Origin of the sequence: Parazoarcus communis SWub3 = DSM 12120, from assembly GCF_003226565.1 — a bacterium.
GTDB classification, from domain to species: Bacteria; Pseudomonadota; Gammaproteobacteria; order Burkholderiales; family Rhodocyclaceae; genus Parazoarcus; species Parazoarcus communis.
The window spans coordinates 103,429-126,624 of sequence record NZ_QKOE01000007.1; the positions used below are offsets into that span (position 1 = coordinate 103,429).

A 23,196-nucleotide genomic window follows, 5' to 3' on the forward strand; every position below is an offset into this window, starting at 1 on the left:
GAGCTTTCGACCGTACCGTTCATGGAATCGCTGATCTCGACCCTGGCCATCTGGGCCCTGCCGGTACTGTTGGCCATCACGCTGCATGAGGCAGCGCATGGTTATGTGGCGCGCCATTTCGGTGATCCAACGGCTGATCTTGCCGGGCGCATCACGCTCAATCCGCTCAAGCACATCGACCCTGTCGGTACTGTTCTGGTGCCGGCGGGTATTCTTGCCCTGACCTCCTTGGTGGGGGCGGGTGGCATGCTGTTTGGCTGGGCCAAACCGGTGCCAGTCGATTTCGGACGTTTGCGCAAGCCCAAATCCGACATGTTCTGGGTGGCTGCGGCGGGGCCCTTCGTCAATCTGTTGATGGCGATTGCCTGGGCTGCATTGTTCAAGCTGGCAGTCACGTTGCCTTATACGGACTACACCGTGCCCATGATGAAGATGGCCGATGCCGGCATGCACATCAATGGCATCCTGATGCTGCTGAACCTGCTGCCAATCCCCCCCCTGGACGGAGGCCGCATTGCGGTCAGTCTGCTGCCGAACCGGCTGGCCTGGCAGTACGCGCGGCTCGAGCCCTTCGGTTTTCCGATTCTGCTGGTGTTGTTGTTTACCGGGGTGCTCGGCTCCATACTCGGCCCCTTGCTTGCGATGTTCCGTTTTGTTCTTGCGCTGTTTTTTGGACACTGATACCTGCCATGTACGCTGAACGCGTTCTTTCCGGCATGCGGCCCACTGGGCGGCTGCATCTTGGGCATTACCACGGAGTGCTCAAGAACTGGGTCAAGTTGCAGGAAGTGCATCCCTGTCTCTTCTTCGTGGCCGACTGGCATGCGCTGACCACCAACTACGACACGCCGCAGGTCATCGAGGATAGTGTGTGGGACATGGTCGTGGACTGGCTGGCTGCCGGCGTCGATCCCGCGCAGGCGACCTTGTTCATCCAGTCGCGCGTACCTGAACATGCTGAACTGCACTTGCTGCTGTCGATGATGTGTCCATTGGGCTGGCTGGAGCGGGTGCCAACCTACAAGGATCAGCAGGAAAAGCTTGCGGGCAAGGATCTGTCGACCTACGGTTTTCTGGGTTATCCCTTGCTGCAGTCGGCTGATATCCTGATCTATCGGGCCGATCAGGTGCCGGTAGGCGAGGATCAGGTGCCGCACGTCGAGTTGACGCGCGAGATCGCGCGCCGTTTCAATCATCTTTATGGTCGCGAGCCGGGTTTCGAGGACAAGGCGCGCGAGGCGGTACGCAAGCTCGGCAGCAAGCGTGCCCGTCTCTATGCCGAGCTGCGCACGCGCTTCCAGCAGGAGGGTGACGGTGAGGCGCTCGAGCAGGCCAAGGCCTTGCTGGAGGAAACCCAGAATCTGACGCTGGGTGATCGTGAGCGCCTGTATGGCTATCTCGAGGGTGGAGGCAAGATGATTCTGGCCGAGCCTGAGGCCTTGCTGACCGAGGCGCCGCGCATGCCGGGGCTGGATGGTCAGAAAATGTCAAAGTCTTACGCGAACACGATTTATCTGCGCGAGGGCGACGAGAGCGTCACGCGCAAGATCCGTACGATGCAGACCGATCCGGCCCGGGCTCGCCGCGCCGATCCGGGTGACCCGGAGAAGTGTCCGGTGTGGCAGTTTCACGTCATTTACTCGGACGACTCGACGCGTGCCTGGGTTCAGGAGGGGTGCCGCAGCGCCAGCATTGGCTGTGTCGAGTGCAAGCAACCGGTTATCGATGGTGTGCTGAAGGAGCAGGCCGTCCTGCGTGAGCGGGCCATGCCCTATGTCGAGGATCCCGGTCTGGTGCGCAACATCCTGGCGGATGGTTGTGAGCGCGCGCGCAAGCTCGCACAGGAAACCATGCGCGACGTCCGCGAGGCCATGGGCCTCAGCTATGGCTAAAGTGTAATTAGCCGTGTGCGTGCAATGAACGATCTGTCGATGGTGGCCGCAGGCAGCGTGCCGCTGCCTCTTGCGCCGGTTCAGGCAATCGACGACGGGGTGGCAATTGCACGTCTTTATGGCGAGCCTGTGCTCGAACTGCCAAAAGACCTGTATATTCCGCCCGACGCGTTGCAGATCATCCTCGAGGCTTTCGAGGGGCCGCTCGATTTGCTGCTGTACCTGATCCGGCGTGCCAATCTGAACGTGCTCGACATCCCGATGGCGCCGTTGACGGTGCAGTATCTGGAATACGTCGAGGCCATGCGTGCCAACCATCTGGAGCTGGCGGCGGATTATCTGCTGATGGCCGCGATGCTGCTCGAGATCAAGTCGCGCATGTTGTTGCCCAAGCCGCCGCGGGAGACGACCGAGGAGGAGGATCCGCGCGCCGAGCTGGTCCGGCGACTACTGGAGTACGAACAGACCAAGCTGGCGGCGGCGCGGCTGGATGTGTTGCCTCGCGCCGAGCGGGATTTTGAGTGGGTCAGCGTGTTTGTGGCCGAGAAGGTGGTCGAGCGTCTGCCCGAGGTCAGTTTGCATGATCTGCAGCTGGCCTGGTTGCGTATCATGAAGAAGGCCAGGCTGAACCAGCATCATCGTGTCGGGCGCGAGCAGCTGTCGGTACGCGAGCATATGAGCGCGATCCTGCGTAAGCTTGGCGATGGCGAATATGTGGTTTTTGACGCCTTGTTCGATGCGTCGCTGGGTCCTGCCGGCCTGGTGGTGAGCTTCCTGGCTGTGCTGGAACTGGTCAAGGAGCGCTTGGTGGATGTCCTGCAGAACGAAGCTTTTGCACCGATTTACGTGAAACTGGCAGATGGATCCCGCGACAACGCCTGAGCATTACAAGCGGATCATCGAGGCGGCGCTGCTGGCGACACCAGCAGCCTTGCCGTATTCTGCATTACGCCAGCTTTTTGACGAAGATCCGGGCAATGATCTTGTTCGCCGCCTGGTCGACGAGCTCAAATCCGAGTGGGACGCTGCGCAGCGTGGTGTCGAACTGGTTCAGCTTGCCAGTGGTTGGCGGTTTCAGACGAGGGTGGAATATCAGGTCTACCTCGATCGTCTCAAAGATGAAAAGCCGCCGCGCTATTCGCGTGCGGTGATGGAAACACTGGCGATCATCGCCTACCGGCAGCCGGTCACGCGTGGCGACATCGAGGATATCCGCGGTGTGGCTGTGTCGCCCGGCGTGCTGAAAACCCTGGAATCGCGCGGCTGGATCGACATTGTCGGTCACCGCGACACGCCGGGCCGACCGGCCCTGTTCGCCACCACGCGGCGATTCCTGGATGATATGGGTTTGCGCAGCCTTACCGAGCTGCCTGCTCTCACCGAAATCGAAAGGATCATGGATCTTGTCGACACCAGCCAAATCGAAGCGGCCGCTGAGGTCGCCCCGCAAGAAAACGACTGAGTCTGGGGCACGGGACGAGGGATTGTCCGCCCGTAGTCGTGGACGCCGTGCGCATGACGACGAGTCCACTGCGGCATTGCGTCCGGATGCTCACAAATCTGCATTGGGCACGCCGTCCGGCATGAAGCCGGAGGGGCCGGGGCGGGTGCGCAGGCGCGCCGGTGGTCGGGATCAGCCGACGACGCTGTCCGAGCCGGAGCGTTTGCAGAAGGTGCTGGCGCAAGCGGGCGTTGCCTCGCGGCGGGAGATCGAGGAGTGGGTCATTGCCGGGCGCATCTCCGTGAATGGCTTGCCCGCCTCCCTGGGGCAGAAGATCGGGCCGGGGGATCGAGTCAAGGTCAACGGCAAGTTGATTCCACTTCGTTTTACGCAACGAACGCCCAGGGTGCTGATCTACCATAAGCCTGAGGGGGAGATTGTTTCGCGCGACGATCCTGAGGGCAGGCCGACCGTATTCGAGCGTCTCCCGGTCCTTGCCAAGGGGCGCTGGCTGGCTGTTGGGCGGCTGGATTTCAATACCTCAGGACTGCTGCTGTTTACCAATGACGGTGATCTTGCGAACCGACTGATGCATCCGCGTTACCAGATCGACCGCGAGTACGCGGTCAGGTTGTTGGGTGAGCTGACTGAGGAGCAGGCGCGTCTGCTGACTGAGGGCATCGAGCTCGACGACGGTCCGGCACGCTTCAATACCTTGGTCGGTGCAGGCGGAGAAGGGGTGAATCACTGGTATCACGTCACGCTGTCCGAAGGGCGCAACCGCGAAGTCCGGCGTATGTTCGAAGCGGTGGGCTTGACGGTCAGCCGCTTGATGCGGGTGCGTTATGGTCCGGTCGTGCTGTCGTCGCGGCTCAAGCGTGGCATGTGGATGGAGATGCCCGAGGCCGAGGTTTGTAGTTTGGCAGGCCTGCCGCCCCCGGTGCCCAAGCCGGGCGGTCGTGGAAAACCACCTGAGCCCAAGTTGCGGCGTACGATGCCCAGGGTCTGAGGACGGGCGGTTCAGCGGGAGGCAGGGTTCAGTCGGTCGCATACGGGTAGGGGTTCGATACCTCCTCGCCTGCGGGGCAAATCACGGATAGTCCGTCCGGTTTGCCTGCCGCGGGCTTTTTGCGTTATACTCCAAAGGCTTTGACGGGTGCTCTGCAAGAATGCGGCAACCTGTCTCGCCGGTTGAAGTCAACATGGATGGGCGTTTCGCCCATTTTTTATTTGTGGTCGTGGATGGCAAGGGTATGCGTGTGGATCTGGGAAGTCTGATCGAGCAGGTCGTCAATGGGCTCGGTTTCGAGTTGGTTGACGTCGAGCTCTCGCCGAAAGGGCGTCTGTTGCGCGTATTCATCGATATCGAGCGTGGTATCACGGTTGATGATTGCGCCACGGTCAGTAACCAGTTGACCCGCGTCTTCGAGGTTGAAAATGTCGATTACGACCGCCTTGAAGTCTCGTCTCCGGGCCTGGATCGGCCGATCAAGAAAGCGGCGGATTTCGAACGTTTTGCCGGGCAGGAGATTCAGTTGCGGACCTCGCTGCCGGTGGGTAGTCAGCGTAATTTTGTAGGTGTGCTGCAAGGAATGCGCGATGGCGCGGTCGTGCTTGTGACCGACAAGGGCGAATTGCAGATTTCCTTCGATGATGTCGAGAAGGCACGCCTTGTTCCGAAATTTTAAGACTGTGGATGTGGAGGTTTTCCTGAAATGAGCCGCGAGATTCTGCTGCTTGTTGATGCGCTGGCGCGTGAGAAGAACGTCGCCAAAGACATCGTTTTTGGCGCGCTGGAGTCGGCGCTTGCCTCCGCGACCAAGAAACGCGTTCATGACGACGCTGACGTGGTGGTGCGTATCGATCGCGATACGGGTGACTATGAGTCTGCCCGCCGCTGGGTTGTGATGCTTGACGAAGACGTGACCAATGACGAGGCCGAAATGGGTCTCATCGATGCGCGTGATGTCAATCCGGATATCAAGGTCGGTGATTTCATTGAAGAGCCGCTCGAGCCGATCGATTTCGGCCGTATTGGCGCTCAGGCTGCGAAGCAGGTCATCCTGCAGAAAATTCGTGACGCCGAGCGTGAGCAGGTGCTCAATGACTTTCTCGATCGTAAGGAATTCCTGGTTTCGGGTTCCATCAAGCGTATGGAGCGTGGTAGTGCGATCATCGAAGTCGGCCGCATGGAGGCTGTGTTGCCGCGTGACCAGCAGATTCCGCGTGAGAACCTGCGTGTCGGTGACCGGGTCAAGGCCTATTTGCTGAAGATCGATCGCGGCGCCCGTGGTCCGCAACTGATCCTGTCGCGCACCGCGCCCGAGTTTCTGATGAAACTGTTCGAGCTCGAAGTGCCCGAGATCGAAGATGGTCTGCTTGAGATCAAGGCTTGCGCGCGTGATCCCGGTCTGCGTGCCAAGGTCGCCGTCAAGTCCAACGATCCGCGCATCGATCCGATCGGTACTTGCGTTGGCCTTCGTGGCTCGCGGGTGACGGCAGTGCGCAACGAAATCGGTGGTGAGCAGATCGACATCATCGTCTGGGCTGCAGATCCTGCCCAGTTCGTGATTGCGGCGCTGCAGCCGGCTGAAGTGATGTCCATCGTGGTTGATGAAGAGTCCCATGCGATGGATGTGGTGGTCGACGAGAACAATCTCGCGATCTCGATCGGTCGCAATGGCCAGAATGTGAAGCTTGCATCCGAGCTCACTGGCTGGACCATCAATCTGATGAGCGAGCAGGAGTCCGCTGCCCGCTCCGAGCAGGAACGTGGTGCGCTGCGTTCGCTGTTCATGGCCAAGCTCGATGTGGATGAAGAGGTTGCCGACATCCTGATCGACGAAGGTTTCTCCTCGCTGGAGGAGATTGCCTACGTACCGCTGGCTGAAATGCTGGAAATCGAGGCCTTCGACGAAGACACCGTCAATGAGTTGCGCAACCGCGCACGCAACGTGTTGTTGACCGAAGCCATCGTGACCGAGGAGCAACTGGAGACCGTTTCCGACGATCTGCTCAGCCTCGAAGGCATGGACAAGACGCTCGCTGCAGCACTGGCGGGTCACGAGATTCGCACCCGGGATGACCTGGCCGACCTTGCGGTCGACGAGTTGGTCGAGATGGCCGGGATCGACGAAGAACGAGCCAAGGCGCTGATCTCTGTTGCGCGCGCCCACTGGTTCGAAGAATGACGGGAGGGCAGTAATGGAACAGATGAGCGTGACCCAGTTTGCCGGCGAACTGAAAATGCCGGCGGCGGCGCTGCTCGAGCAGTTGAAGCGTGCCGGTGTGGAAAAGTCCGGTGCCAACGATTTGCTGACTGAGCAGGACAAGGCTCGCCTGCTCGAGTACCTGCGCCGCGCGCACGGTGATGTCGAGCCCAAGGGCAAGATCACCCTGACCCGGAAGCAGACCTCCGAAATTCGTGCCACCGATTCCACGGGCCGTGCCCGTACCGTTCAGGTCGAGGTTCGCAAGAAGCGGACTTTCGTCAAGCGTGACGAGCTTGCAGGTGACGTGACGTCGGCTGAAGCTGCAGCCTCGTTGGGCGATGAGGAGCTCGTGCCTGCTGATGCACCGGAAGCGATTGTTGTGGCTGAGCCTGTGGCGCCGGAAGTGGTTGCTGAAGTTGCGCCTGTTCCTGAATCTGCTCCCGAGTCTGTAACCGAACCCGAGCCTGCGCCCGAGCCCGAGTCTGTACCCGAGATGCCGGCAGTTGCGGTTGTTGAGGAGCCAGCTGTCGTTGCTGAGCCCGTTGCGCCGGTCATCGAGCCTGAGCCCGTGGTTGAGGCCAAGCCGGAAGTCAAGCCCGAAGTGGCTGTCGAACCCTCACGTCCGACGACCGTGGTGCGTCCGCGTCCCGTACCGATCAATCAGATCATCAGCGAAGAAGAGATGGCCGCTCGCGAACGCGAAGCGCGTCGTCACCGTGAGCTGATCGAACGGCAGCAGGCTGACCTGCGCGCCCGCCAGGAGCGCGAGGCAGCGGCCAAGGCGGCTGCGGAAGCGCGCCGGCTCGAGGAAGAGGCTCGCGTGCGTGCCGAACAGCAGCGCAAGGAAGAGGCCTCCCGTCCGGTAGAGGCTGCCAAGCCTGCCGCGAAGAACACGACCGGTACGCTGCATCGTCCCGCCAAGGCTGAAGATGGCGCGAGCAAGGACGCCGGTGCCAAGCGCGGTGCGCGTGAGAACGAGAGCTCCAAGCGACGTGGCATCAAGACGCGTGGTGAAGTGGGTGCTCCCGCAGCCGGTAATGCCTGGCGTGGCGCCAAGGGTGGTGGCCGTCATGGTCGTCATCAACAGGACGATCGCCAGAGCTTCCAGGCCCCTAGCGAACCCATCGTCCGCGAAGTGCATGTGCCTGAAACCATCACCGTGGCCGAGCTCGCCCACAAGATGTCGGTGAAGGCGACCGAGGTCATCAAGGCTCTGATGAAGATGGGCATGATGGTGACCATCAACCAGGTGCTGGACCAGGAAACGGCGATGATCATCGTCGAGGAAATGGGCCACAAGGCGCTCGCTGCCAAGCTGGACGATCCGGATGCCTTCCTCGAGGAGCACGACGAACACAAGGATGTCGAGTTGGTCTCGCGTGCGCCGGTGGTCACGGTCATGGGCCACGTTGACCACGGCAAGACCTCGCTGCTCGACTACATCCGCCGTGCCAAAGTGGCGGCGGGTGAGGCTGGCGGCATTACCCAGCATATCGGTGCATACCACGTGGAGACCCCGCGCGGCATGATCACCTTCCTCGATACGCCGGGTCACGAGGCATTCACCGCGATGCGGGCCCGTGGTGCCAAGGCAACCGACATCGTCATCCTGGTGGTGGCGGCGGACGATGGTGTGATGCCGCAGACCCGCGAGGCCATCCATCACGCCAAGGCTGCCAACGTGCCGCTGGTGGTGGCGATCACCAAGATCGACAAGCCCGATGCCAACATCGAGCGCGTCAAGCAGGAACTCGTCGCCGAAAGCGTGATTCCGGAAGAATACGGTGGCGACACCATGTTCATGCCTGTGTCGGCCAAGAGTGGTGATGGCGTTGATGCGCTGCTCGAGGCGGTCCTGCTGCAGGCCGAAGTGCTGGAATTGCAGGCGGCGGTCGAAGCGCCGGCCAAGGGGTTGATTGTTGAAGCCCGTCTGGATAAGGGGCGTGGTCCGGTAGCGTCGCTGCTGGTGCAGTCTGGCACGCTGCGCAAGGGTGACGTGTTGCTGGTGGGTGCGACCTTTGGCCGTATTCGTGCCATGCTGGACGAGAACGGCAAGCCGATTGACGAAGCCGGTCCCTCGATTCCGGTCGAGATTCTGGGCTTGTCCGATGTGCCGGCGGCGGGCGATGAAGCCATCGCACTGGCCGATGAAAAGAAGGCACGCGAAATCGCCTTGTTCCGTCAGGGCAAGTTCCGCGATGTCAAGTTGGCCAAGCAGCAGGCTGCAAAACTCGAAAGCATGTTCGAGCAGATGGCCGAAGGCGAGGTCAAGAGTCTGCCGCTCATCATCAAGGCCGACGTGCAGGGTTCGCAGGAAGCCTTGGTGCAGTCTCTGGTCAAGTTGTCGAACGACGAAGTGCGGGTCAATGTCATCCACGCAGCGGTCGGTGCGATCTCCGAGTCGGACGTCAACCTGGCGCAGGCGTCGGGTGCGGTCATCATTGGCTTCAACACCCGTGCTGATGCGGGTGCGCGCAAGCTGGCCGAGACCTTCGGTGTCGATATCCGCTACTACAACATCATCTACGATGCCGTGGATGAGGTGAAATCCGCCTTGTCCGGCATGCTGTCGCCGGAGAAGCGTGAGGAGATCATCGGCATGGTCGAGATCCGCCAGGTGTTCAACATCTCCAAGGTGGGTGCGGTCGCCGGTTGTTATGTGCTTGAGGGTCTGGTCAAGCGTGGTTCCTCGGTTCGTCTGCTGCGCAACCACACCGTGGTCTGGAGTGGCGAGCTCGAGTCGCTCAAGCGTTTCAAGGACGACGTCAAGGAAGTCAAGTTCGGGTACGAGTGTGGTCTGCAGTTGCGCAACTACAATGACATCCAGGAAGGCGACCAGCTCGAGGTGTTCGAGATCAAGGAAGTGGCGAGGACGCTGTAAGCAATGCCCAAGGAGTATTCCCGCAGTCAGCGCGTGGTGGAGCAGATCCGCCGCGAGCTGGCAGAGTTGATCCGTCTTGAGGTGAAGGACCCGCGCGTCGGGTTCATCACCTTGACTGATGTCGAGATCACCCCCGATTACGCCCACGCCAAGGTGTTCTTCACTTCGATGACCGGCGAGGAGAGCGTCCCGGAGATCCTCCAGGGCTTGCGTCGCGCCAGTGGTTTCCTGCGTCGCGAATTGGGGCGTCGTATCCGTATCCATACCATTCCGGAGCTGCACTTTCAGTACGACCGGTCGGTGGAGGAGGGCAGCAGGCTGTCCCAACTCATCGACAAGACGGTGCGTGAGGACGAGGCACGCGGTCGGGACGACGGCGAAGACTGATCCGTGGCTGAAAAACGTGTGCAGCGCAAGATCATCCGACGGCGGGTGGATGGTGTGCTTTTGCTCGACAAACCGCAGGGCATCAGCTCCAATGGGGTCCTGCAGACTGCCCGCAGGTTGTTGAATGCGGCAAAGGCGGGGCATACCGGAACGCTCGATCCAATGGCGAGCGGCTTGTTGCCGCTGACCTTTGGTGAGGCGACCAAGTTTTCGCAGATGCTGCTCGACGCTGACAAGGTGTACGAGGCAGGCGTGGAGCTGGGCGTGGAGACCGATACAGGTGACGCCGAAGGGCAGGTGCTGGCGGCTCATCCTGTTGCGGTGACAGAGCTTGCGTTGCGTGAAGTGCTTGAGCGTTTCGTCGGCGAGATCGAGCAGGTGCCGCCGATGTATTCGGCGCTCAAACGTGATGGCAAGCCGCTGTACGAATATGCTCGTGCGGGGATCGAGCTGGAGCGCGAGGCGCGCAGGGTGACAATCTCGGCGATCGAGTTGCTGTCTTTTGATTCGCCACGTTTCGTGATCCGGGTGGCCTGCAGCAAAGGCACCTATATCCGGACCCTTGCCATGGACATCGGTGCTGCGCTGGGGTGTGGGGCGCATCTCTACTCACTCCGACGCACCCGCATCGGGGTTTTCGATATTGCCAGCAGCGTGTCGCTCGATGCGCTGGAGGCGGTCGAGGGGGATGCAAGGGACGGCATGCTGGCTTCGGCTGATCTGCTGGTGATGAATTTTGACCGGGTCGACCTCGATGAGGTGCAGACACGGCAGATGCTGCAGGGGCAGCCGTTGCGCTTTGCCCAGGCAGGGTCCGGGTTGGTCCGGATCTATGGACCGGAAGCCTTTCTCGGCCTGGCTGAATGGAAGGATGATGGCAAATTGTGGGCGAAACGCCTCATCGCGACCGGTGAAGCGAATCAAAACAAGTGATTTAGATTGAATTCCTGGTGCGGCATTAGGTATAATCCGCCGCTTCTGATTGGCCGAAACGAAAGAGTAAATACGCACATGGCTCTCGATATTGCAACCAAAGCGCAAGTCGTCTCCGATTACCAGCGCGCACCGGGCGACACCGGTTCGCCCGAAGTCCAGGTCGCACTGCTGACCGCCCGTATCAATGGTCTGACCGGCCACTTCAAGGAACACGGCAAGGATCATCACTCCCGCCGTGGTCTGCTGAAAATGGTCAGCCAGCGTCGTAAGCTGCTCGACTACCTGAAGGGTCGTAACGCCGACAGCTACCGCAGCCTGATCGAACGTCTGGGCCTGCGTAAGTAAGTCACTGTACGTGATTTATCCTACAGCGCCTGAAACGGCGGCCTGAGCAAGCAAAGCCGGGGCGACCCCACAGGGTCGCGCCGGCTTTGTCGTTTTCGGACCCCGCATCCGGCCTGTTTCTGCAGTTGTTGTTCGCTGCACTCATTGTTTAGAGGAATTTCCCTTGCCTACTTCCATCAAGAAAACCTTTGCCTACGGCGCGCACTCCGTCACCCTCGAAACCGGCGAGATTGCTCGTCAGGCGGGCGGCGCCGTCATCGTCAATATGGACGACACCGTGGTGCTTGCGACCGTTGTCGCGGCCAAGGATGCCAAGCCGGGTCAGGACTTCTTTCCGCTGACCGTTGACTACGTCGAGAAGTTTTACGCGGCGGGCCGTATTCCCGGTGGTTTCTTCAAGCGCGAAGGCCGTCCTACCGAAAAGGAGACGCTGACCTCGCGCCTGATCGATCGCCCGATCCGTCCGCTGTTTCCCGATGGCTTCTACAACGAAGTCCAGATCATCGTCACCGTGCTGTCGCTCAATCCGGAGATCGATTCCGACATTCCGGCCATGATTGGCGCTTCGGCCGCGCTGGCGATTTCCGGCGTGCCCTTCAATGGCCCGATCGGTGCCGCACGCGTCGGTTACGCTGATGGTCAGTATCTGCTGAACCCGACGGCCGAGCAGTTGAAGACCAGCGAACTCAATCTGGTTGTGGCAGGCACCGAGTCCGCTGTGCTGATGGTCGAGTCCGAGGCGCGTGAGCTGTCCGAAGAGGTGATGCTCGGTGCAGTTGTCTATGGTCACGATCAGATGCAGCACGCCATCCGTGCGATCAACGAGTTGGTCGAAGTGGCGGGCAAGCCCGAGTGGGACTGGCAGCCGCCGGCCAAGAACGAGCCGCTGATCGCCCGTATCACCGAGCTGGCCAAGGCTGAGCTCGAGCAGGCTTTCAACATCACCAGCAAGCAGGCCCGTAGCGCCCGCATCAGCGAGATTCAAAAGGCAACGATCGCTGCGGTGACTGAAGGCGTGGACAACCCGCCGTCGCTCAACGAGGTAAAGGACATCTTCTTTGGTCTCGAGTCCAGCATCGTGCGCAGCCGCATCCTCAATGGCGAACCGCGTATCGACGGTCGCGACACCCGAACGGTGCGTCCGATCGAGATCCGTACCGGCGTGTTGCCGCGTACCCATGGTTCGGCGCTGTTTACGCGTGGTGAAACCCAGGCACTGGTGGTGGCAACGCTGGGTACTGGCCGTGATGAGCAGATCATCGACGCGATCGCAGGCGAGTACCGCGAGAACTTCATGCTGCACTACAACTTCCCGCCGTTCTGCACGGGTGAGACCGGCCGCTTCGGTGTCACCAAGCGTCGCGAAGTCGGCCATGGCCGACTGGCCAAGCGTGCCCTGATTGCAGCGCTGCCTGCGGCCGAAGATTTCAGCTATACCGTCCGTCTGGTGTCCGAAATCACCGAGTCGAACGGATCCAGCTCGATGGCGTCGGTGTGCGGTGGTTCGCTGGCGCTGATGGATGCCGGCGTGCCGATGAAGGCGCACGTGGCCGGTATTGCGATGGGTCTTATCAAGGAAGGCAACCGCTTCGCAGTGCTGACCGACATCCTGGGTGACGAGGACCATCTCGGCGACATGGACTTCAAGGTTGCGGGTACCGAGAACGGCGTCACCGCACTGCAGATGGACATCAAGATCCAGGGCATCACCAAGGAGATCATGAAGGTCGCCTTGTCGCAGGCGGGTGAAGGCCGCATGCATATCCTGGGCTTGATGAAGCAGTCGCTGGATGCCGCACGTGGTCAGGTGTCGGAATTCGCACCGCGCATGATCACGATGAAGATCAATCCTGAGAAGATCCGTGATGTGATCGGTAAGGGTGGGGCGGTAATCCGTGGCCTGCAGGAAGAGACCGGCGCGGTGATCGAGATCCAGGATGACGGTAGCGTCACCATCTCGTGTGTCAGCAACGAAGGTGCGCAGGCCGCGAAGGCCAAGATCGAAGCGATCACCGCCGAAGTTGAGGTCGGCAAGGTCTATGATGGCACCGTGGTGCGTCTGCTCGACTTCGGCGCTATCGTGAACATCATGCCGGGTCGCGACGGTCTGCTGCATGTGTCGCAGATTGCCAATGAGCGTGTCAATAACGTGGCCGACTATGTGAAGGAAGGTCAGGCGGTGCGCGTCAAGGTTCTGGAAACCGACGAGCGCGGCAAGATCCGTCTCAGCATGAAGGCGCTGCTCGAGCAACAGAACGCAGGTTGATCTGCGCGAGTCGTGAAAAGCACAAAGGGCGCTCAGGCGCCCTTTGTGCTTTCTGCCAAGGGGGAGGTGTGCCCAGTGGGCGTGCGGCCGCCTGGTGAGCTTCTCAGGCGGTTTCCCGCGCTAGCGTGATCCCTGGCGCTCCCTGATCTCCTGTAACGTCTTGCAGTCGATGCAGAGCGTTGCGGTGGGGCGTGCCTCGAGCCGCTTCAGGCCGATTTCCACGCCGCAGTTGTCACAGTAGCCGTATTCGCCTGCCGCAATGCGCTCAAGGGCTTCGTCAATCTTCTTGATCAGCTTGCGTTCGCGATCCCGGTTGCGCAGTTCGAGCGCCATGTCGGACTCCTGACTGGCCCGGTCATTGGGGTCGGCGAGCAGGGTATTGTCTTCCTGAAGTTGATGAACCGTACGTTCGATATCTTCAACAAGCTCCTGGCGGGCCGATTCGAGCAGGTCGCGGAAATGTTGGGTCTGTCGTTCGCACATGTACTCTTCAGCGGCACTTTGCGAATACGGCGGAAACTGCTTGTGGAGTGTGTCTTCTGCCATTGGGGGCGGCTCGATCTTCTGAATGGGGATTAGGCTTAAATATCAGAATGCTAGATGTCGGGCAAGTAGTATGACCAAAGTGGGTGGGATGGGCTGGGATGACCTTTTGGCGCGATTTTGAAGAAAATGTTTGACGGCCCGGAAAACTATCTGTAAAGTGCACGGCTCTCGGGGTGTAGCGCAGTCCGGTAGCGCGCTTGCTTTGGGAGCAAGATGTCGGGGGTTCGAATCCCTCCACCCCGACCAGCTTCACCCCGGATGCCCGCGGTAAGAATCTGTCCGTAGCTCAATTGGATAGAGCACCGGCCTTCTAAGCCGGGGGTTGCAGGTTCGATCCCTGCCGGGCAGGCCAGAGAAGAGTTTTTCGGGTCTTGTGGTTTCACAAGGTCCTGAAGGTGGCGGCATTAGCTCAGTTGGTAGAGCATTGGATTGTGGCTCCAAAGGTCACCGGTTCGAGACCGGTATGTCGCCCCAAGCTACACAAGCGGTACGGCAATGCGCTGATTCGCAGATGCGTTGCAATAAGTTAGAAATGCAAAAGGCCTGCTTTCGAGCAGGCCTTTTGCATTTCTAAGGCGTATCTGGCGCTGCTATCCAATACGGGCTACAGATTTTTCCTGCATCGTCGATAATGCCCCTACATGTTGCACAACAATAAAAACGGGTGCATGGGGAGCACGGACAGCTTACGAGGGGAGAGATCATGCAGGAACGACAAGGCCTGTCCTTGCAACAGAGATTGATTGCATTGACGGTGGCGACGGTGGTGGGTTTGTGTGTGCTGTTTGTTGTCGTGTTGTACAACCAGCGCGCACAGTTGCTGACGGATCGGCAGGAGAAGGTACGCAATCTGGTCGAGGTTGCGCATGCGACAGTCGGTCATTTCGAGGCCCTCGCGCGCACGGGGAAGTTGTCGCAGGATGAGGCTCAACGCTCGGCGATCGAGGCGCTGCGGGCGATGCGCTACGACAAGGTCGAGTATTTCTGGATCAACGACCTGCACGACAACATGATCATGCATCCCATCCGGCCTGATCTGGATGGCAAGAAGCTCGACCAGTTGAAGGACGCAAACGGCAAGTTGCTGTTTGTCGAGTTCAACTCGGTAGTGGCGGCGCGTGGGGCAGGTTTTGTCGATTATTACTGGCCCAAGCCCGGATCCGAAGCGCCGGTGCCCAAGATTTCCTATGTCAAAGGCTCGGACGACTGGAAATGGGTTATTGGCAGTGGCATTTACGTTGACGATGTAGACGCGATCTTCCGCCGCAATGCCTTTGCCTTCCTCGGCTGGGGGGTGTTGATTGGCGGTTTCATCGCGTTTTCGCTGGCCTGGGTGGGGCGCAATCTCATCCGTACCTTGGGCGGGGATCCACAGTACGCGTCGCGGATCACGCGGCGTATTGCGGCGGGCGATCTGACGACCGAGGTGGTGTGCAAGCCGGGTGACGACAGTAGTGTGCTGGCGGGCATGCGCGACATGCAGCGGACCCTCAAGCAGATGATCGCGGAGATCGTGCATGGCGCCGAACAATTGTCTTCGGCGTCCGGACAGTTACTGGGGGCGTCGGAGGAGGTGGCAACCCGATCTGCACAACAGAGCGAGGCGGCATCCTCAATGGCGGCAGCGGTCGAAGAGATGACCGTCAGCATCGATCAGGTGGCCGAGAATGCACGCGAGGCGCATGGGATTTCCGTACAGGCGGGCGAGCTATCCGACCGAGGAACCGTGGTCATCCAGAATGCCTCAGCCGAAATGCGGCGCATATCCGAGGCGGTGACCGCATCGTCTGCCATTATCGAGGATCTTGGCCGCCAGTCTGTCCAGATCACCTCCATCGTCAATACCATACGAGAGATCGCCGATCAGACGAATCTGTTGGCGCTCAATGCAGCGATCGAAGCTGCCCGCGCGGGTGAGCAGGGCAGAGGGTTTGCGGTTGTCGCCGATGAGGTCCGGAAGCTGGCCGAGCGTACCAGCCTATCCACGGCAGAGATTGCCGCCATGGTGGACAAGATTCAGGGGGGAACGCGCAGTGCGGTGAGCAGCATGGAAACCGGCGTCAGTCAGGCCGGCAAGGGTGTGGAGCTGGCAGCTCAGGCAGGGGTGTCGATCACCGAGATCCGGGATGGCGCAAACCGTGTTGTCAACGTCGTGAACAGCATTTCCGATTCCATCCGGGAGCAGGGCACCGTGTCCAGCGAGATTGCCCGCAACATCGAGCATATCGCGCAGATGTCGGAAGAAAGCGCGCGCGCCGTGCAGCACACCGCTCAGGCGGCCCGTCACTTGCAGTCCCTATCCAGTGCCTTGCACGAATCGGTTGCGCGCTTCCGTCTGGATTGAAACTGACGAGCGCTTGTGGATCGCACGAGCGCGTTCAATCGTGATGGTCAGGCGCAGGCGTTTGTTACCAGGGTTTGAACGCCAGGGGAAAGCCGCCGTGACCGAAGAAGCGGGCGAGATCGCGGAAGTCGTACTGCTGACGGGCATCCAGTGCGTTGTAGATCGCCTGTGCGGCGAAGCGGGTCACCGCCCCAGGTGGGGCGAGGGGCCTGCTGCGCAGTGCAAGCAGGAAGGGCACCAGGAAGGTCTTGTGCAGGCGCACGCCCTCGTCGAACACGCTGGCGGCCTGACGGATCTCGCTCGTGCTGAATGCCGCGCGTAGCGAGTTGTAGTAGTCAAGGGTGAATAAGGAGGGTTGCTCGGCTTCACGTTCGTGCGCAAAGAAGCGCTGACTCGCTTCCCGCTTCAACCGTCCGAAATCCGCCAGATACAGCCCGCCACCGGGCTTCAGAATACGCCTGGTCTCGGCCAGGCAGCGGTGGAGTGCGTTTGTATCGGGCAGATGGTGCAGGGACATGGTCGAGATCACGGCATCCGCGCTGGTGTCGGCGAAGTCCGATAGCGAAGTCATGTCACCCGCCACGAGTGTGACATTGGGCAGACCGGCCCGCGCCAGGGTCTGCCGTCCAAGATCCAGCATGGCCGGCGAGGCGTCGACTCCGACGAAGCGGCAATCGGGATTCAGCCTGGCAAGGCTGGCGAGCTGGTTGGCCGGGCCACAGCCGAGGTCGACGACAAGGCTGTTGCGAGGGATGACGGCACTGGCTTGAATCGCGTGATACAGATAGGTGTGGGCCAGGATGCCGTCTTCACGTCCCGCGTGCATGAAGGCTGCGGCGGCCTCTCCGTCACTCATCGACATCGTCGGCTCAGGAACACGTGCCTGCTGCTGCATTGCGCACAGGTCGAGCACGAGATTGAGCAGCAGTCGTGCGCTAGGCATTGCTGCGGCCTCTCGCGTACGGAAGCGACAACCAGTGCTGCGCAACATCGACCATACGGTTGGCGAACCCCCATTCGTTATCGAACCACACCAGCACATTCACCATGCGCGGGCCACAGGAGCGGGTCTGACTCCCGTCGATGATGGCTGAATGTGCGTCGTGATTGAAATCGATGGAGGCATGGGTCTCGTCGGACCAGGCGATCAGGCCGGCGTAAGGGCCGCTTGCAGCATGTTGCAGCAGTGCGTTGACCTGCGCAGCAGACGCATCGCGCGACAGGGTCAGTACCATGTCGATGGCAGATACATTGTGTGTCGGGACGCGCACCGCCTTGGCGTGCACACGGCCGGCCAGCGCCGGCAGAAGGCGCTCGACGCCGCGGGCCAGTCCGGTCGAAACCGGGATGATGGACTGCATGGCCGAGCGGGTGCGGCGCAGGTCGGAGTGGTGATAGCCATCGATCAAGGGCTGGTCATTCATTGCCGAGTGCAATGTGGTCAGCAGGATCTGTTCCAGTCCCACTTCCCGATGCAGCAGATCCAGCACCGGCACGACGGCGTTCGTCGTACATGAGGCGTTCGACACCAAGCGCTCGTCGCCGCCAAGATCAAGGTGGTTGATGCCATACACCACGGTGGCATCGACGTCGCCGGCACTGTGTCCGGGATGGGACAACAGCAGCCGGGGGCAGCCTGCTGCGAGGAAACGCTGCAACTGATCGCGTTCGCCGTACTGCCCGGAACACTCCACCACCAGGTCGAGTTCAAGGTCGGTCCAGTCGACGTCTTCCGGGGTTGAGGCATGTGAGACCGAAATCAACTGGTCGTCGATCAGCAGGGCATCGTCGGCTGCGGCGACCTGCCCCGGAAAGCGGCCGTGGGTCGAGTCGAAGCGGGTCAGGTAGGCGATGCTGGCCAGATCGGCCGGCTCGTTGATGGCGACGACACGAAAGTGCTCGCCAAGTGGCGATTCATGCAGGGCGCGCAGAAAGCAGCGGCCAATTCGACCGTAGCCGTTGATTGCAAGGCGAAATGGGGTGTTGCGGGTTGAAGCCACGTTCGGGCCTGCCATGGGCGAAGTCTGGACAAGCGCCGGATTCTACCGCTGATCGCCTTCTCACCTTACTCTCGATCCGTATTTCTGCCACGATCCGCGCGTTTCCAGATTCTGCAGCTCGGTGCCGCGCAGCGCCAGGGTGCGTAACGCGTGTTGCCGAGGGCGTGCCAGTGCCGATCAGACGGGTTCCGTGGTCACAGCAGACGGCGATATCAACCTAGGGTGAAGCTCTACCACGGTGCCGACCACGATCAGGCTCGGCGTCTTCAGTCCGGCCGCCCGAACTTCCGTGGGCAGGGTTGCCAGCGTGCTGGTGATGATGCGCTGATGCGGCGTGGTGGCGGCATGGACCACCGCGGCGGGCGTCGTATTGGGCAGTCCGTGTTCGACCAGCTCGCGACAGATGATCTCGAGAGCGCCCAGTCCCATATAGATCACCACCGTCTGACGTAAACGGGCAAGTGCGGTCCAGTCGAGGTCGACGGTGCCTTCCTTCAGGTGACCGGTTGCAAAAACGACCGTCTGGGCATGGTCTCGATGTGTCAGCGGAATGCCGGTGGCGGCCGCCATGCCGGCCGCCGCCGTGACACCGGGCACGATCTCACAGGCGATGCCACAGGACATCAGTTCATGCATTTCTTCGCCACCGCGGCCGAAGATGAAGGGGTCGCCGCCCTTGAGCCGGACCACGTTGAGCCCCCGATGGGCGAGATCCACCAGCAGACGGTTGATCTCGTCCTGTGGCAGGGCGTGGTTGCCTGCCTTTTTACCCGCATAGATGCGCAGCGCGGATGGTCTGGCCAGATCAAGGATGCCGTCACCCACCAACTGGTCGTAGACGATCGCATCGGCTTCGGCGATGCATCGTGCCGCGCGCAGGGTGAGCAGTTCCGGGTCGCCCGGGCCGGCCCCGACCAATGCGACCTTGCCCGGTTCATGTGCGTCGCGATGCGCCGAGCGCATGCCGATGACGCCTTCCCCCGAACTCGAGTGTGCGCGGACCGCGGCATGTCCGAGGCTGATGCGGGGCGAGCGGCTGACCGTCGCGAGTGATGTGATGGGTGGGCGTGCGTCCGGACGGGAATCGAGCCGCGGTGCTGCGACGTATGTGGCGGGCATGTCCCTTTCTCCAGGCCTTTGAGTGGAACCCACTCTAGCAGCAGGGGTGAAGGGCTGAAATTGACTCATGTTAAAGACGCACATTTCGTAGGGGAACATAGTCCGCCTCGGCAATTCATGGCCGATTGGTGGCCACTACTTGGGGGAAAACATCATGCATATCAAAGGGGTAATGGGTGCGCTTGCGCTGGCCGCGCTTCCGCTGGCCATGAGCAACGTCTGGGCGGCGTCGGCACCGGAAATGACGGCGGATGAGAAGGCCAAGGCCAAGCAGATCTACTTCGAGCGCTGTGCCGGTTGTCACGGCGTACTGCGCAAGGGGGCGACGGGCAAGAACCTCGAGCCAGAGTGGGAGAAGACGCTGGCCGATGGCACCAAACTCGAAGGTGGCACCCTCAAGCTCGGCACCGACCGCCTGGAGAAGATCATTGCCTACGGTACGGAAGGCGGCATGGTCAACTATGACGATATCCTCAGCAAGGACGAGATCAATTTGATGGCGCGCTACATCCAGAACACCCCGGATGTGCCGCCCGAATTCTCGCTCAAGGACATGAAGGACAGCTGGAAGCTGCTGGTTCCGGTGTCCGAGCGTCCGAAGAAGCAGATGAACAAGGTCAACCTGAAGAACGTGTTCGCGATCACGCTGCGCGACGCGGGCAAGCTTGCCCTGGTCGACGGCGACACGCATCAGATCTGGAAGGTGCTCGACACCGGCTATGCGGTGCATATCTCGCGTCTGTCCGCTTCCGGTCGCTACGTCTATACGGTGGGCCGTGACGGCCTGACCACCATCATCGACATGTGGTACGAAGAGCCGAAGACGGTCGCTACCGTGCGCCTCGGTTCGGACGCGCGCTCGGTCGATACGTCCAAGTTCAAGGGCTATGAAGACAAGTACCTGATCGGCGGCACCTACTGGCCGCCGCAATACTCGATCATGGATGGCGAAACCCTGGAGCCGATCAAGGTCGTCTCCACCCGCGGCCAGACCGTCGATGGCGAATACCATCCGGAGCCCCGCGTGGCCTCCATCGTGGCCTCGCACATCAAGCCCGAATGGGTCGTCAACGTGAAGGAAACAGGGCAGATACTGCTCGTCGACTACACCGATCTCAAGAACCTCAAGACCACCACCATCGAGAGCGCCAAGTTCCTGCACGATGGTGGCTGGGATGCGTCCAAGCGCTATTTCATGGTCGCTGCGAATGCCTCGAACAAGGTCGCTGCGGTCGACACCCAGACCGGCAAGTTGGCTGCCCTGGTCGACACTGCCAAGATCCCGCACCCAGGCCGCGGCGCCAACTTCGTGCATCCCCAGTTTGGTCCGGTGTGGACCACCGGTCACCTGGGTGCCGACGTGGTGTCGGTCATCTCGACGGCTTCGGATGAGGCCAAATACGCCAAATACAAGAGCCACAACTGGAAGGTGGTGCAGGAGTTGAAGATGCCGGGCGCGGGCAATCTATTCGTCAAGACGCATCCGAAATCCACTCATCTGTGGGCCGATGCGCCGATGAACCCGGAGCGCGAAGTGGCCGAGTCGGTGTACGTGTTTGACATGAAGGATCTTTCGAAGGCGCCAACCCGTCTCGACGTGGCCAAGGATTCCGGCCTGCCTGAGAGCAAGGCGATTCGCCGCGCGACCCATCCGGAATACAACGAAGCGGGCGATGAGGTCTGGATCTCGCTGTGGGGTGGAAAGACCGACCAGTCCGCGATCGTGATCTATGACGACAAGACGCTGAAGCTGAAGAAGGTCATCACCGATCCATCGATCGTCACGCCGACCGGCAAGTTCAACGTGTTCAACACGATGCACGACGTTTATTGACCGGCTCCCAGGCAACCGCCAAGCACCCTCGCACCGTCGTGCGGGGGCAGCCAAGGATGGATCTCATGACAGATCGAGACACTTCAAAACAAGAACAAACCGGCGGGCTCTTCTACCGCTTGCGTCGCCCGAGTGTGAGGTATTCGCTGGGTGGCCTGTTGCTGGTGGGCTTCGCGATTGGCGTGTTTTTCTGGGGCGGATTCAATACCGCCATGGAAGCGACCAATACCGAGCGTTTCTGCATCTCGTGTCATGAGATGGAGGACAACGTCTATCAGGAATACAAGGAAACCATTCACTACACCAACCGCACCGGCGTGCGTGCCACCTGTCCCGACTGCCATGTCCCCAAGGACTGGACGCACAAGATGATCCGCAAGATCCAGGCCTCGCGTGAAGTGTGGGGCAAGCTCACCGGCACCATCGACACGCGCGAAAAGTTCGAAGCCAAGCGCCTGCAACTGGCGCGCAGTGAGTGGGCGAGGATGAAAGCCTCCGATTCGCGCGAATGCCGCAACTGCCACAGCCTCGAAAGCATGAACGCCGAGATGCAAAAGCAGCGTGCGCGCAAGCAGCACGAGATGGCACGCCAGGACAACATGACCTGCATCGATTGCCACAAGGGTATTGCGCATCACAAGCCTGAAGGCATGACTGACGACGACGAAGAGTGACCACCTCCCGGCGGGGGTGGCATGCCGGGTTAAAACAGGAGAAGCAAGCATGAACAAGACGATCATGAGCGCACTGGCCGGTGCGACGCTGGTATTCGGGGCGGGCAGTGCGATGGCGGCTGCCCCAGCCGATTGGGGCAAGGTTGCGGCCAAGGACATCACCCTGTTTCACCCCGGTGTCTCGCCGCTCGAATGGATTACCAAAGGCACCGAGCACGGTGGTGCACGGGCGCTGAAGAAGGGCGAGACCTGTGCCGACTGCCACAGTGAGGAAGTGGCTGCGATGGGCCAGAAGATGGCCAGCGGGCAGAAGATCGAGCCCAGCCCGATTGCCGGCAAGGCCCCTTCGATTCCGGTCAAGGTCCAGGCCGCGCACGATGGCGAGAATCTTTACTTGCGCTTCTCCTGGAGGCAGCCCAAAGCATCCGGTGCGCCCAAGATGGATGACAAGAACCCGGTCAAGATCGCCTTCATGCTCGAGTCCGGCGGCAAGGTCGAACTCGCCGACCAGGGCGGCTGCTGGGCCAGCTGTCATGCCGACTCGCGCACCATGCCCGGGGCAGCCGAGACCAGGAAGAAGTACGTCAAGGGTGGCTCGCTGGCCGACGGCAAGTTCTATGACTTGATGCAGTGGCGTAGCGGCGAGAACAAGGGCTTCGACGGTCACGTCACCGATACCCGGGTCATGGAGGGGGGCAAGGCCTTGGTGAGTGCGGTCGGCAAACAGGACGGCGACGGCTGGGCGGTGGTGTTCACACGCAAGTTTGCAGGCGGCGAGGGCGACGTCGCGCTTGAGGCGGGCAAGGTCTACAACTTCGGCTTCGCGATCCACGACGACAATGCAGCCGGTCGCTATCACCACGTGTCGCTCGGCTACAAACTCGGCATCGACGCCAAGGCCGACGTCACCGCGGCCAAGCAGTGAGCCGGCGCGGCAGCTGGACCTCATCGTGAAAGTGCCCCCCCTGCTTGCTCATGTATGGGTGCTGATCGTCGCGGCAAGCGCAGCGGCCTTCGCCTCCGCGGCCGAACCCGACGTCCTGCGTAGCCGCGAACTGGTGCACCTGGTGCGCCAGGATTGCGGCTCCTGTCACGGGCTGACCCTGGCCGGCGGTCTTGGCCCTGCGCTGACGCCGGACGCGCTTGCCGACAAGCCGGCCGACGGTCTGGTGGCTACGGTGATGGGCGGACGTCCGGGTACCCCGATGCCGCCGTTTCGCGGCATCGTCAGTGAGGGGGAGGCGCAGTGGATCGTCGAGCAACTGATGCGTGGCTTCCCGGCCGATGGCGGGCCGGCGCTCGTCGGTAGCGCAAACTGA

At 61.0% G+C, this 23,196-nt stretch carries 21 protein-coding genes and 3 tRNA genes; 20 read left to right on the forward strand and 4 right to left on the reverse strand.

The window, feature by feature from the left end; all coding sequences use genetic code 11:
• The first annotated feature begins 21 nt into the window (after positions 1-21).
• From DNK49_RS11870 to pnp, 12 genes are all read left to right on the forward strand, one after another.
• Positions 22-681 (forward strand): site-2 protease family protein, encoded by a 660-nt coding sequence (locus DNK49_RS11870; RefSeq protein WP_110524783.1) that lies wholly within the window; start codon positions 22-24, stop codon positions 679-681.
• An 8-nt stretch (positions 682-689) separates the two neighbouring features.
• Entirely contained in the window at positions 690-1,892 is a 1,203-nt protein-coding gene (locus DNK49_RS11875) for a tryptophan--tRNA ligase (RefSeq protein ID WP_110524785.1), read from the forward strand.
• A 24-nt stretch (positions 1,893-1,916) separates the two neighbouring features.
• Positions 1,917-2,774 (forward strand): segregation and condensation protein A, encoded by an 858-nt coding sequence (locus DNK49_RS11880; protein ID WP_243632338.1) that lies wholly within the window; start codon positions 1,917-1,919, stop codon positions 2,772-2,774.
• Positions 2,752-3,354 (forward strand): SMC-Scp complex subunit ScpB, encoded by a 603-nt coding sequence (gene scpB / locus DNK49_RS11885; RefSeq protein ID WP_110524787.1) that lies wholly within the window; start codon positions 2,752-2,754, stop codon positions 3,352-3,354. Before DNK49_RS11880 ends, scpB begins: the two co-directional genes overlap by 23 nt.
• A gap of 22 nt (positions 3,355-3,376) precedes the next feature.
• Positions 3,377-4,342, forward strand: coding sequence for a 23S rRNA pseudouridine(2605) synthase RluB (gene rluB, locus DNK49_RS11890; RefSeq protein WP_424445117.1), 966 nt, complete (start codon positions 3,377-3,379; stop codon positions 4,340-4,342).
• A 244-nt stretch (positions 4,343-4,586) separates the two neighbouring features.
• Positions 4,587-5,021 (forward strand): ribosome maturation factor RimP, encoded by a 435-nt coding sequence (gene rimP, locus DNK49_RS11895; protein ID WP_110524996.1) that lies wholly within the window; start codon positions 4,587-4,589, stop codon positions 5,019-5,021.
• Between the two features lie 27 nt (positions 5,022-5,048).
• Positions 5,049-6,524, forward strand: a complete 1,476-nt coding sequence (gene nusA, locus DNK49_RS11900) for a transcription termination factor NusA (RefSeq protein WP_110524791.1) — start codon at positions 5,049-5,051, stop codon at positions 6,522-6,524.
• A gap of 13 nt (positions 6,525-6,537) precedes the next feature.
• Complete coding sequence (infB, locus tag DNK49_RS11905; protein WP_110524793.1) at positions 6,538-9,426, forward strand: translation initiation factor IF-2; 2,889 nt, start codon at positions 6,538-6,540, stop codon at positions 9,424-9,426.
• Between the two features lie 3 nt (positions 9,427-9,429).
• The gene (gene rbfA / locus DNK49_RS11910) at positions 9,430-9,813 is read left to right on the forward strand and encodes a 30S ribosome-binding factor RbfA (protein WP_110524795.1); all 384 of its coding nucleotides are present in this window, start codon (positions 9,430-9,432) and stop codon (positions 9,811-9,813) included.
• A 3-nt stretch (positions 9,814-9,816) separates the two neighbouring features.
• The gene (gene truB, locus DNK49_RS11915; protein WP_165843312.1) at positions 9,817-10,746 is read left to right on the forward strand and encodes a tRNA pseudouridine(55) synthase TruB; all 930 of its coding nucleotides are present in this window, start codon (positions 9,817-9,819) and stop codon (positions 10,744-10,746) included.
• 78 nt (positions 10,747-10,824) lie between these two features.
• Complete coding sequence (rpsO, locus tag DNK49_RS11920; protein WP_110524799.1) at positions 10,825-11,094, forward strand: 30S ribosomal protein S15; 270 nt, start codon at positions 10,825-10,827, stop codon at positions 11,092-11,094.
• Between the two features lie 163 nt (positions 11,095-11,257).
• Positions 11,258-13,360 (forward strand): polyribonucleotide nucleotidyltransferase, encoded by a 2,103-nt coding sequence (gene pnp, locus DNK49_RS11925; protein WP_110524801.1) that lies wholly within the window; start codon positions 11,258-11,260, stop codon positions 13,358-13,360.
• A gap of 120 nt (positions 13,361-13,480) precedes the next feature.
• On the opposite strand, the gene dksA is transcribed toward pnp, so the two are convergent.
• On the reverse strand, positions 13,481-13,906 hold the full coding sequence (dksA, locus tag DNK49_RS11930) for an RNA polymerase-binding protein DksA (RefSeq protein ID WP_110524803.1): 426 nt from the start codon (positions 13,904-13,906) through the stop codon (positions 13,481-13,483).
• 169 nt (positions 13,907-14,075) lie between these two features.
• Between dksA and DNK49_RS11935 the strand changes: the two genes are divergently transcribed.
• From DNK49_RS11935 to DNK49_RS11950, 4 genes are all read left to right on the forward strand, one after another.
• Positions 14,076-14,152: transfer RNA gene (locus tag DNK49_RS11935), tRNA-Pro, on the forward strand.
• A 29-nt stretch (positions 14,153-14,181) separates the two neighbouring features.
• Positions 14,182-14,258: transfer RNA gene (locus tag DNK49_RS11940), tRNA-Arg, on the forward strand.
• A gap of 46 nt (positions 14,259-14,304) precedes the next feature.
• Positions 14,305-14,380: transfer RNA gene (locus DNK49_RS11945), tRNA-His, on the forward strand.
• Positions 14,381-14,609: 229 nt separating this feature from the next.
• Complete coding sequence (locus DNK49_RS11950) at positions 14,610-16,250, forward strand: methyl-accepting chemotaxis protein (RefSeq protein WP_110524805.1); 1,641 nt, start codon at positions 14,610-14,612, stop codon at positions 16,248-16,250.
• A 64-nt stretch (positions 16,251-16,314) separates the two neighbouring features.
• On the opposite strand, the gene DNK49_RS11955 is transcribed toward DNK49_RS11950, so the two are convergent.
• From DNK49_RS11955 to cobA, 3 genes are all read right to left on the reverse strand, one after another.
• A complete protein-coding gene (locus DNK49_RS11955) occupies positions 16,315-17,193 on the reverse strand; it encodes a class I SAM-dependent methyltransferase (RefSeq protein WP_165843313.1) in 879 nt (292 codons plus the stop codon).
• Positions 17,186-18,265, reverse strand: coding sequence for a type I glyceraldehyde-3-phosphate dehydrogenase (locus DNK49_RS11960; RefSeq protein ID WP_110524809.1), 1,080 nt, complete (start codon positions 18,263-18,265; stop codon positions 17,186-17,188). Before DNK49_RS11960 ends, DNK49_RS11955 begins: the two co-directional genes overlap by 8 nt.
• A gap of 162 nt (positions 18,266-18,427) precedes the next feature.
• Positions 18,428-19,213 carry a uroporphyrinogen-III C-methyltransferase gene (cobA, locus tag DNK49_RS11965; protein WP_110524997.1) on the reverse strand — a complete coding sequence of 262 codons (786 nt, stop codon included), beginning with the start codon at positions 19,211-19,213 and terminating at the stop codon, positions 18,428-18,430.
• Positions 19,214-19,523: 310 nt separating this feature from the next.
• Here cobA and DNK49_RS11970 point away from each other — a divergent pair, with 310 nt between their 5' ends.
• From DNK49_RS11970 to DNK49_RS11985, 4 genes are all read left to right on the forward strand, one after another.
• Complete coding sequence (locus tag DNK49_RS11970; RefSeq protein ID WP_110524811.1) at positions 19,524-21,203, forward strand: nitrite reductase; 1,680 nt, start codon at positions 19,524-19,526, stop codon at positions 21,201-21,203.
• Between the two features lie 65 nt (positions 21,204-21,268).
• Positions 21,269-21,877: a NapC/NirT family cytochrome c gene (locus DNK49_RS11975; protein ID WP_110524813.1), complete on the forward strand. Its 609-nt coding sequence runs from the start codon at positions 21,269-21,271 to the stop codon at positions 21,875-21,877.
• A 49-nt stretch (positions 21,878-21,926) separates the two neighbouring features.
• Entirely contained in the window at positions 21,927-22,802 is an 876-nt protein-coding gene (locus DNK49_RS11980; protein ID WP_110524815.1) for an ethylbenzene dehydrogenase-related protein, read from the forward strand.
• Positions 22,803-22,827: 25 nt separating this feature from the next.
• Positions 22,828-23,196, forward strand: a complete 369-nt coding sequence (locus DNK49_RS11985) for a c-type cytochrome (protein WP_110524817.1) — start codon at positions 22,828-22,830, stop codon at positions 23,194-23,196.

What these genes read in the sequence shown, in the direction of transcription:
- DNK49_RS11970 (WP_110524811.1), top strand. Translation starts at nt 19,524, where the DNA reads ATGCATATCAAAGGGGTAATGGGTGCGCTTGCGCTGGCCGCGCTTCCG.
- DNK49_RS11880 (WP_243632338.1), top strand. Translation starts at nt 1,917, where the DNA reads ATGAACGATCTGTCGATGGTGGCCGCAGGCAGCGTGCCGCTGCCTCTT.
- rimP (WP_110524996.1), top strand. Translation starts at nt 4,587, where the DNA reads ATGCGTGTGGATCTGGGAAGTCTGATCGAGCAGGTCGTCAATGGGCTC.
- rpsO (WP_110524799.1), top strand. Translation starts at nt 10,825, where the DNA reads ATGGCTCTCGATATTGCAACCAAAGCGCAAGTCGTCTCCGATTACCAG.
- DNK49_RS11950 (WP_110524805.1), top strand. Translation starts at nt 14,610, where the DNA reads ATGCAGGAACGACAAGGCCTGTCCTTGCAACAGAGATTGATTGCATTG.
- cobA (WP_110524997.1), bottom strand. Translation starts at nt 19,213, where the DNA reads ATGCGCTCGGCGCATCGCGACGCACATGAACCGGGCAAGGTCGCATTG.
- DNK49_RS11875 (WP_110524785.1), top strand. Translation starts at nt 690, where the DNA reads ATGTACGCTGAACGCGTTCTTTCCGGCATGCGGCCCACTGGGCGGCTG.
- nusA (WP_110524791.1), top strand. Translation starts at nt 5,049, where the DNA reads ATGAGCCGCGAGATTCTGCTGCTTGTTGATGCGCTGGCGCGTGAGAAG.
- DNK49_RS11870 (WP_110524783.1), top strand. Translation starts at nt 22, where the DNA reads ATGGAATCGCTGATCTCGACCCTGGCCATCTGGGCCCTGCCGGTACTG.
- rbfA (WP_110524795.1), top strand. Translation starts at nt 9,430, where the DNA reads ATGCCCAAGGAGTATTCCCGCAGTCAGCGCGTGGTGGAGCAGATCCGC.
- DNK49_RS11955 (WP_165843313.1), bottom strand. Translation starts at nt 17,193, where the DNA reads ATGCCTAGCGCACGACTGCTGCTCAATCTCGTGCTCGACCTGTGCGCA.
- infB (WP_110524793.1), top strand. Translation starts at nt 6,538, where the DNA reads ATGGAACAGATGAGCGTGACCCAGTTTGCCGGCGAACTGAAAATGCCG.
- dksA (WP_110524803.1), bottom strand. Translation starts at nt 13,906, where the DNA reads ATGGCAGAAGACACACTCCACAAGCAGTTTCCGCCGTATTCGCAAAGT.
- DNK49_RS11960 (WP_110524809.1), bottom strand. Translation starts at nt 18,265, where the DNA reads ATGGCAGGCCCGAACGTGGCTTCAACCCGCAACACCCCATTTCGCCTT.
- DNK49_RS11980 (WP_110524815.1), top strand. Translation starts at nt 21,927, where the DNA reads ATGAACAAGACGATCATGAGCGCACTGGCCGGTGCGACGCTGGTATTC.
- scpB (WP_110524787.1), top strand. Translation starts at nt 2,752, where the DNA reads ATGGATCCCGCGACAACGCCTGAGCATTACAAGCGGATCATCGAGGCG.
- DNK49_RS11975 (WP_110524813.1), top strand. Translation starts at nt 21,269, where the DNA reads ATGACAGATCGAGACACTTCAAAACAAGAACAAACCGGCGGGCTCTTC.